At 62.4% G+C, this 705-nt stretch carries 1 protein-coding gene; it reads left to right on the top strand.

Annotation, left to right across the window (positions count from 1 at the left end; all coding sequences use genetic code 11):
* Positions 1-705 (top strand): KUP/HAK/KT family potassium transporter (locus tag NKJ26_RS33760; RefSeq protein WP_352700124.1); only part of this gene is annotated, 705 nt, incomplete at both ends.

The raw sequence follows: 705 nt of genomic DNA, 5'->3' as shown, positions 1-705 counted from the left end.
TGGCGATCGTGTTTCCCTGCCTGCTGCTCAATTATGCCGGGCAAGGCGCCTTCGTGCTGGCCAAGAACGGCGTCGTCGGCCATCCATTCTTCGAGATGAACGAAGGCTTGACGCTGATCCCGATGGTCGTGCTGGCGACGGCCGCGACTGTCATCGCCAGCCAGGCGGTCATCTCCGGCGCCTTCTCGCTGACCCGACAGGCGGTGCAGCTCAATATGCTGCCGCGCCTCGAAATCCTGCACACCTCGGAAAAACAGTCCGGCCAGATCTACATGCCGCGCGTCAATCTTCTGCTGGCGCTGGTGGTGATGCTGCTGGTGGTCGGCTTCGGCGAGTCCAGCAGGCTGGCCTCGGCCTACGGTATCTCGGTGACAGGCAACATGCTGGTGACGACAGTGCTGCTCTACGTCGTCATGACCCGCATCTGGAAATGGCGGCTGTGGGTGGCAATCGCCATGACGTCGCTGTTCGCCTTCATCGACGTCGGCTTCTTCGCCTCCAACATCGTCAAGGTGTTCGAGGGCGGCTGGGCTTCGCTGGCGGTGGCCTTCACCATCGTGCTGGCCATGTGGACCTGGGTACGCGGCAGCCGCTATCTGTTCGACAAGACCCGCCGCAACGAGATCCCGCTCGATTTCCTCGCCGGCAATTTGCTGAAGAAGAAGCCGCAGCTGGTGTCCGGAACCGCCGTGTTCCTGACCAGCG

Origin of the sequence: Mesorhizobium sp. M0152 (assembly GCF_040322415.1) — a bacterium.
Taxonomy (GTDB): Bacteria; Pseudomonadota; Alphaproteobacteria; order Rhizobiales; family Rhizobiaceae; genus Mesorhizobium.
This window is presented reverse-complemented; position numbering and strand designations above follow the sequence as displayed.